Source organism: Lactonifactor longoviformis DSM 17459, assembly GCF_900129135.1.
Lineage (GTDB): Bacteria > Bacillota > Clostridia > Lachnospirales > Lachnospiraceae > Lactonifactor > Lactonifactor longoviformis.
On record NZ_FQVI01000054.1, the window covers coordinates 1 to 6990 of the forward strand.

General features: G+C 46.2%; 5 protein-coding genes. All 5 read left to right on the top strand.

Translation table 11 applies throughout. From position 1 onward, the window contains the following. The first annotated feature begins 390 nt into the window (after positions 1–390). Positions 391–2433, top strand: coding sequence for a DHH family phosphoesterase (locus tag BUA56_RS21960; protein ID WP_072854890.1), 2043 nt, complete (start codon positions 391–393; stop codon positions 2431–2433). Beyond that, a complete protein-coding gene (rplI, locus tag BUA56_RS21965; RefSeq protein ID WP_072854891.1) occupies positions 2434–2880 on the top strand; it encodes a 50S ribosomal protein L9 in 447 nt (148 codons plus the stop codon). Positions 2881–2889: 9 nt separating this feature from the next. Beyond that, positions 2890–4218: a replicative DNA helicase gene (gene dnaB, locus BUA56_RS21970; protein ID WP_072854892.1), complete on the top strand. Its 1329-nt coding sequence runs from the start codon at positions 2890–2892 to the stop codon at positions 4216–4218. Between the two features lie 127 nt (positions 4219–4345). Next, complete coding sequence (locus tag BUA56_RS21975; protein ID WP_072854893.1) at positions 4346–4975, top strand: helix-turn-helix domain-containing protein; 630 nt, start codon at positions 4346–4348, stop codon at positions 4973–4975. A 191-nt stretch (positions 4976–5166) separates the two neighbouring features. Then, positions 5167–6168: a GntR family transcriptional regulator gene (locus BUA56_RS21980; protein ID WP_207650963.1), complete on the top strand. Its 1002-nt coding sequence runs from the start codon at positions 5167–5169 to the stop codon at positions 6166–6168. The last annotated feature ends 822 nt before the right edge of the window (positions 6169–6990 follow it).

Consider the following 6990-nt stretch of genomic DNA (forward strand, 5'->3'; position numbering starts at 1 on the left):
GACAAGTCAGGGAGGTTAAGCGGAGTGAGCCGAAGATCCAGTCCACCAGCTGATTAACGAGGAAGGCTTTCCTGACGAGTTTAGCAGCTGGTAGGGCTTAGCTTAGGGAAACGGAGCCTCGAGCTGACCTGCCCTTATCCCCCGGCCCCTGGCCTGGCCCTGTCTCCCCGGTGCTCCCTTCTATATCCGTCCGTCTGCGATGCGCTCGCCGACTATTTCACCCCGAACTTCACATACACAAAACTATCATTTTAACTATTTCCGCCCCCCCAAAACCTTCATGGAATCCCCCTCCTCCCTGCAAAAGGAAAAAAAACTTTGCTAATACCATGAATAATGGTATAATATACGGAGTATGGAAAAAAGTAAAAAGTTGTATAGGTAGAGACAATGGATAAAAAAGTAAAGATTAAAGGACAATTAAAGACTTACCTTCAGTGGCCGGCTATATTGACAGTTTTGCTGTTGATTATGAATATTGCCCTTTATGTGGTAAACAAACAGGCTGGGGCATTGGCCAGCATTTTTCTTGCGGTCTATATTCTGATTGTGGCGATACTGTATTTTTACAACCGTCCCGTCCTTATGAGTGAGCTGATATCCTTTGCTACCCAGTATGGGCAGGTGCAGAAGAATCTGCTGGAGGAATTTCTGCTGCCGTATGCGCTGATGGATTCCCAGGGGAAGCTGCTTTGGATGAATCATGAATTTTCTCAGATGACAGGGAAAAGTAAGAAGTATCATAAATCAATCACATCAATATTTGAGGACATAACGGCCGATGCCCTTCCCAGGGAGGAAGAGCGCACACAGCTGTGTTTTCAGTTTGAGGAAAAGGACTTCAGGGCTTCTATGACAAAGGTATCTATGGCAGAGCTGTTTGAGGGATCTGATATGATGGAGGCACAGGGGGAGAATTACCTGGTTGCCCTATACCTTTTTGATGAGACGGAGATAAACCGTTATATCCGGGAGAATGAGGAAGAAAAGCTTGTCGTAGGGCTTTTATATCTGGACAATTACGATGAGGCCCTGGACAGTGTGGAGGAAGTAAGACGTTCACTGCTTACCGCGTTAATTGACCGTAAGTTAAATAAATACTTTGGTGAACTGGACGGGCTTGTGAAAAAGCTGGAAAAGGATAAATATTTTCTGGTTATGCGGAACCGGTCTCTGATGGAGCTGGAAAAAAGGAGATTTGATATTCTGGAGGATGTTAAAACTGTCAATATAGGAAATGATATGGCCGTGACTATCAGCATCGGGATCGGAATTAATTCCGGCAGTTATGCCCAGAATTACGAATATTCCAGGATTGCCATTGACCTGGCTCTTGGCCGGGGCGGAGATCAGGTGGTTATAAAAGACGGCAACCAGATTTCTTATTTCGGCGGCAAATCCCAGCAGATGGGCAAGAGTACCAGGGTAAAGGCAAGAGTAAAAGCTCATGCACTGAAGGAATTTATGAGCAGCAAGGATAAGGTTGTCGTTATGGGACATAAGATAAGCGATGTGGACTCTTTCGGAGCGGGTGTGGGAATCTACCGTGCGGCCAAGTCACTGAACAAACGGGCCCATATTGTAGTCAACAATCCGACCATGTCTATCCGGCCGCTGATGCAGAGCTTCCTGAATAATCCGGATTATGATGAGAACATGTTTATCAACAGCTATGAGGCAAAAGAGATTGTGGATAATAACACAGTCGTGGTTGTGGTAGATACGAATAAGCCAAGTTATACTGAGTGTGACGATCTGCTCCATATGACAAAAACCATTGTGGTGCTGGATCACCACAGGCAGGGCAGTGAAGTCATCCAGAATGCGGTGCTTTCTTACATTGAGCCTTATGCTTCCTCGGCCTGTGAGATGGTTGCGGAGATTCTGCAGTACTTTTCTGATGATATCCGTATCCGCAATGTGGAGGCGGACAGCCTGTATGCAGGTATTATGATTGACACGAATAATTTCCTGGCAAAAACCGGAGTAAGGACATTCGAGGCCGCCGCCTTTTTGAGACGATGCGGGGCAGATGTTACAAGAGTGAGGAAGATGTTCCGGGATGATATGGAATCCTATAAAGCCCGGGCCGAGGCTGTACGGCATACGGAGAACTACAGAGAGTGCTATGCGATCTCAGTTTGCCCCAGTGCAGGACTGGACAGCCCTACAGTTGTAGCGGCTCAGGCTGCCAATGAGCTGCTGAATATTGTCAGTGTCAAGGCATCCTTTGTGCTGACGGAATATAATGATCAGATTTATATCAGTGCAAGAGCCATCGATGAGGTGAATGTACAGCTGATAATGGAACGGCTGGGCGGAGGCGGACACATTAACATTGCTGGCGCACAGCTTAAGGACATGACCCTGGACGAGGCGGTTGCACTTTTAAAGAAAACAATTGATGAAATGCTGGAAGAAGGAGATATTTAAATGAAAGTGATTTTAACAGAAGACGTAAAGTCCCTGGGAAAAAAGGGAGAGATTGTAAATGTAAGTGACGGGTATGCCAGGAATATGCTGTTCCCAAAGAAGCTGGGAGTAGAAGCAAATGCCAAGAATATCAATGATCTGAAGCTGCAGAAGGCACATGAAGATAAGGTGGCCAAGGAACAGCTGGAGGCCGCAGAGGCATACAAAAAAGAGCTGGAAGAAAAAGAAATAGTGCTGTCCATTAAAGTAGGAGAGGGCGGAAAGCTTTTTGGTTCTGTATCTACAAAGGAAATTGCAGAGGCGGCAAAGGAGCAGCTTGGATATGAGATTGACAAAAAGAAGATGCAGCTTCCAAGTCCTATTAAGGTATTGGGCACAACTATGGTTCCTATCCGCCTGCACCCTAAGGTAACGGCAGAATTGAAGGTTATCGTAAGAGAAGCTTAAGGAGGCTACATGGAAGAAGCGCTCATTAAGAGAATCCTGCCCCACAGCGTGGAGGCGGAGCAGTCGGTAATCGGCTCTATGATCATGAGCCGGGATGCCATTATGGCAGCATCTGAGATGCTGACTGGGGAAGACTTTTATCAGCACCAGTACGGTGTGATTTTTGATGCTATGGTGGAGCTGTTTAATGAGAATAAACCGGTGGATTTGGTCACTCTTCAGGATCGCCTGAAGGAAAAAAATGTGCCGCCTGAGATAAGCAGTATGGAGTTTGTGCGGGAGTTGATCACAGCAGTGCCGACTTCCGCTAATATTAAATATTACGCGGGGATAGTCAGTGATAAAGCTATGCTCCGAAGACTGATTAAAGTAAATGAAGAGATTGCCAATGAATGCTATCTGGGACAGGAAAAGACAGAGGTAATCCTGGAAGAGACAGAGAAAAAGATTTTCGACCTGGTACAGCGGAGAAGCAGCGGTGACTATGTCCCTATCAGACAGGTTGTACTGAATGCCATTGAAAAAATAGAAAAATCATCCCGCCAGAAGGGTGCGGTAACCGGCATCCCCACTGGTTTTGTGGATTTGGATTATAAAATGTCAGGGTTTCAGCCCTCTGATTTGATTTTGATTGCCGCCCGCCCGTCTATGGGCAAGACGGCCTTTACTTTGAATATTGCTCAATATATGGCCTTTCGGCAGGATGTTACCACAGCAATCTTTAGTTTGGAGATGTCAAAGGAGCAGCTGGTGAATCGTCTGCTCTCCCTGGAATCTAAGGTGGATTCCCAGAGCATCCGTACCGGTAACCTGGAAGATGAAGAGTGGTCAAAGCTAATTGAAGGCGCCGGTATCATCGGGGGGTCTCATATGATCATTGACGACACTCCCGGTATTTCTATTGCGGAACTTCGGTCAAAGTGCAGGAAGTACAAGTTAGAGCACAATCTGGGAATAATCTTTATTGATTATCTTCAGCTGATGACAGGCAGCGGCCGGACCGATTCCCGCCAACAGGAGATTTCTGATATCTCCCGTTCTCTGAAGTCCCTGGCCAGAGAGCTGAACGTACCGGTGGTAGCGCTGTCTCAGCTCAGCCGTGCTGTGGAGCAGCGGCCGGATCACAGACCCATGCTTTCTGACCTTCGTGAATCAGGAGCAATAGAACAGGATGCGGACGTGGTTATGTTCATCTACCGGGATGACTATTATAACAAGGATACAGAGGACAAAAATATTGCAGAGATTATTATAGCAAAACAGAGAAACGGCCCCATTGGGACAGTAAATCTGGTATGGCTTCCTAATTATACTAAGTTTGTTAACATGAAGAAGTAGATGCAGAATATGTCGAGCGAAATTCATTGCATTTCCCTTTCATTTTGTTATAATTAACCTTAAGGATTAGTCAGGTTAAACCTTAGGGGCAATTCTAATCACAATTTCATAGGGAAGGGGTCAGTATATGAGTGACACCAAGTATCTGATTTCTGAGGCAGCGAAGCTGGCAGAAGTAGAATCTCATGTATTACGGTACTGGGAGGAGGAACTTAAGCTTCCTATAGGCAGAAATGAGATGGGGCATCGATACTACACCCGATGGGATATTCAGGTATTCCTGAGTATTAAGGAACTAAAGAAAAAGGGACATTCATTAAAAGAGATTAAGGAGATGGTTCCTTTACTTTATAAAAATGCACCGAAGGAAAGTTTTCAGATTCCTGTACAGAACCAAAAGCAGGCGGCTGCGCCTGGTCCTTCAAGGAAGTCAAAAAGGGCAAGGGCTCAGGAAGCGGCCAGGAAAGAAAAATCAGAGCAGGACAAGCCGGCGCCGAAGCAGGACAAGCCGGAAGAAGCATCTGTGAAAGTATCGCAGGAGAAACAGGCGGCTAAAAAAGAGATACCCGAAAGTTTTTATAAGATTCTGGAAAAGCTTGTCACTTCCGGCCTAAAGGAGAACCACCCGGATGAAGCCCGCTACAAAGAGCTGGACAAGACGATCCGTACCCACCAGGAGTCCAGGCGTCTGATTGCAGCTACGATTCAACAAACGAAGAAAGAAAAAAAGAAGAGGAAGTTTTCAAAAAAGAGATAAACAGATAGCTGTTGAGTGTCGATGCTCAATGGCTATTTTTTTATTACATAGGAAATTTCGTTCCCTATGTAATAAAATCCTCCGGGCGATCACACTGCGCTTTCGCGCAATTTTTCTTGTATCAGGTACTGTAAATATCTATATTGCATGATATAATTTATATTATGGAAAACGATAAGTTATATATAAATGTGAAACAAAATATTTGTGACTGTATTTACAGGGGAATTTACAAAGACGGAGACAAGATTCCGCCGGAACGGACACTTTCTGATCATCTGAAGGTAAGCCGGGTAACGGTGAGAAAGGCCCTGGAGATTATGGAGCAGGGCAGACTGATTGTGCGTGAGGTGGGAAGCGGAACCAGAGTACAGTTCCATAATTACGGATGGGCCAGAGAGACGGAGGTTTTGGTGCTGGTGGCATCTGCAGGGCATCCTCAATTTTCTAAATTTATTGAACACTTTCAGAGCTGTGCAGCTGCCAATGGTACCCTGCTCCTCTATATGGAAAGACTGCAAAAGGACACCATTGAGGATAGTTTATACCATCTGTATCTAAGAGGCCTCTGCGATGTGGCGGTCTGGCCCGATGGCATTTCTCTGGAACAGGAAAAACTGGAACGTCTTAGGGCTCTGGGGATGAACTTGGCTTTTTTTGATACAGACACGGGTTTTCCTTTTGGGGATTGCGTATATTCAGACATAGAAGCTGGTATGGAGGTTCTGTGTTCCAGTGTGAGGAGGAAGAAAAACCGGAGGCTAGGATATGTAGGATTGGAAACAGATCAATTCTGCAGTGCATGTCAGGCGAAGGAAGCATTCATGAAAGTGGGAGTATCCGGAAAAGTCCTGTTTGAACTGCCGCAGAAAAGAGAAAATCATCCTCAAATCATTAAAAAGGAGCTGGAACGCCTGGAAAGGAAAGGGAAACTGCCGGATGGAATCATTTGTCCGGACGGAAAAGATGCTGTTCTTCTGGCTAAAAGACTTCAGAAAATGAAGGCAGCAAATGTAAAAATAGCCTCCTTCGAGGAGCTAACAGATTCCGCAAGATTCGGAATCACTACATATGAAAAGGACTTTCGGGAGAGTGCAAAGACGCTTTATAAGTGTCTGTCACGGCAGAGCCGGAAGGGAGAACTGTGGAAGGCTGAGAGGTATTTGGTTAGTGGTAGGTTAATAGAGAGATAAATGGGAAGCCATTGCACCGTAGGCAGAGGAATGCTTATGGGGCAGTGGCTTTTTTGCGGAAACTTGGAATTTGACTTCTTAAACTTGAGATTTTTTAGTCGGAAGGTGTGGGTGGCAGGGGGACGGTGAGACAAATCCCGCGGCAGCGGGCTGGCTGGTTCGGATAGGAGGAAGGCTTAAGTTCCGGGGACACCTCCGTCGTGAAGAGAGTCTAAGACAAAACAGGAATCCCCGCCGGAGCACCGTTCGTATGTGCAAAGAATGCTTGATGTGCATTCTCTGCCCATGCTCACTTTTTTTCGGCCCTGACTGCCGAAAAAATCTCCTGCGGAAATCCCGGTTTTGCCTAAGACTCTCTACTCACTCCTGCGGAACCGTCCGCGGACCTTAAGCCTCCCTCCCGCCCAACCCAGCCAGCCCGCTGCCGCAGGATTTTTCTCACCTGGGTATGGGGAGTTCCAGGGGGTATTTTAAATGAACGGGAATGAAATCTTACACATAGGATATGGTAGTAGAATTGTCAGATAGAATATAACTGTAATGTAGCCAGAAAGTATGGAAGTGATAACGGTAACCGGTTTGGATGTTTATCCAAAACATCAAGAGATCATAAATGATGAATAATATGAAAAGTGTACAACGTTCGACCTTCCCCACACGTTTTCCGTGAATGTGAAGTGATTCTCTGCCAGGATATAGGAGGGAGCACCGGGGGGACAGGGCCAGTCCAGGGGCCGGGGGATAGGGACAAGTCAGGGAGGTTAAGCGGAGTGAGCCGAAGATCCAGTCCACCAGCTGATTAACGAGGAAGGCTTTCCTGAC

Excerpts from the sequence above, each read along its gene's own strand:
- BUA56_RS21960 (WP_072854890.1), top strand. The coding sequence starts at position 391 with ATGGATAAAAAAGTAAAGATTAAAGGACAATTAAAGACTTACCTTCAG.
- rplI (WP_072854891.1), top strand. The coding sequence starts at position 2,434 with ATGAAAGTGATTTTAACAGAAGACGTAAAGTCCCTGGGAAAAAAGGGA.
- dnaB (WP_072854892.1), top strand. The coding sequence starts at position 2,890 with ATGGAAGAAGCGCTCATTAAGAGAATCCTGCCCCACAGCGTGGAGGCG.
- BUA56_RS21975 (WP_072854893.1), top strand. The coding sequence starts at position 4,346 with ATGAGTGACACCAAGTATCTGATTTCTGAGGCAGCGAAGCTGGCAGAA.